Below are 862 nucleotides of genomic sequence, written 5' to 3'. Positions count from 1 at the left end.
GCGCAGCGCTTCGCGCTGTTCGTCCGCCTGGGCCTGGGCCACCTGCGCGGCGCTGCGGGCGCGGTCCATGTCCTGGGCGCTGACGCCGCGCCCTTGCGTGTTGGCGGCGATGCCGCGCAGCCGCGCCAAGTCCTGCTGGGCGCGCGCCGCGTCGGCCTGCGCGGCGACGAGCCGGCTGCGCGCCTGGGCGATTTCCTCGGGACGCGAGCCGTTGCGCAGGCGCAGCAGCGTCTGTTGCTGCGCGTCCATCTGCGCCCGCGCCTGGTCGGCCTGCAGCGCCAGCGTGCGCGTGTCCAGCACCGCCAGCACGGCGCCGGCCCGCACGCGGTCGCCCTCTTCGGCGCGCAGTTCCTGCACGCGGCCATTGCCGTCGAAGGCCAGCGAGATCTGGCGGATGTCCACGTTGCCGTAGTAGACGAGATCGCCGCCGCTGTCGCGCTGGCTGTAGCGCCAGCCGCCCCAGGCGGCAAGCGACAGGGCCGCGACGGCGGCGATGAGGATGATGGGCTTTTTCATGGTGGGGATTCCCGGGGGACCGGGCGATGGCGGGCGGTTCGCGTTCGGCGTTGGGGTCGGGTCGACGAATAAATTCTAAATTTAAATTGAATTTAAAGTCAACGTCGCGCAAAATTGCGGCGTACCCCAACACGGCAGGAATTCAGGATTCATGAAGAAGGCAGCCCGCGCGCCACGCCCTGACGGCGAAGCGACCCGCGCACGGATACTCGAGGCGGCCGGCGAACTGTTCGCCGCCCATGGCTACGCCGAAGCCGCCAGCAAGGCCATCGCCGCGCGCGCCGAGGTGGACCTGGCCTCGATCAACTATCACTTTGGCAGCCGCAGCGGGCTTTACCAGGCCGTG

General features: G+C 69.8%; 2 protein-coding genes. One reads left to right on the top strand and one right to left on the bottom strand.

Annotated features, from left to right (window positions below):
- Positions 1 to 516, bottom strand: a 516-nt coding sequence (locus KDH83_RS30890) for a biotin/lipoyl-binding protein (RefSeq protein ID WP_212322882.1), incomplete at its 3' end; no start/stop codon positions are given.
- A gap of 151 nt (positions 517 to 667) precedes the next feature.
- Between KDH83_RS30890 and KDH83_RS30885 the strand changes: the two genes are divergently transcribed.
- On the top strand, positions 668 to 862 hold a 195-nt coding region (locus KDH83_RS30885; protein WP_212322880.1), incomplete at its 3' end, for a TetR family transcriptional regulator.

This window comes from Achromobacter sp. Marseille-Q0513 (assembly GCF_018195695.1).
Taxonomy (GTDB): Bacteria; Pseudomonadota; Gammaproteobacteria; order Burkholderiales; family Burkholderiaceae_B; genus Achromobacter.
This window is presented reverse-complemented; position numbering and strand designations above follow the sequence as displayed.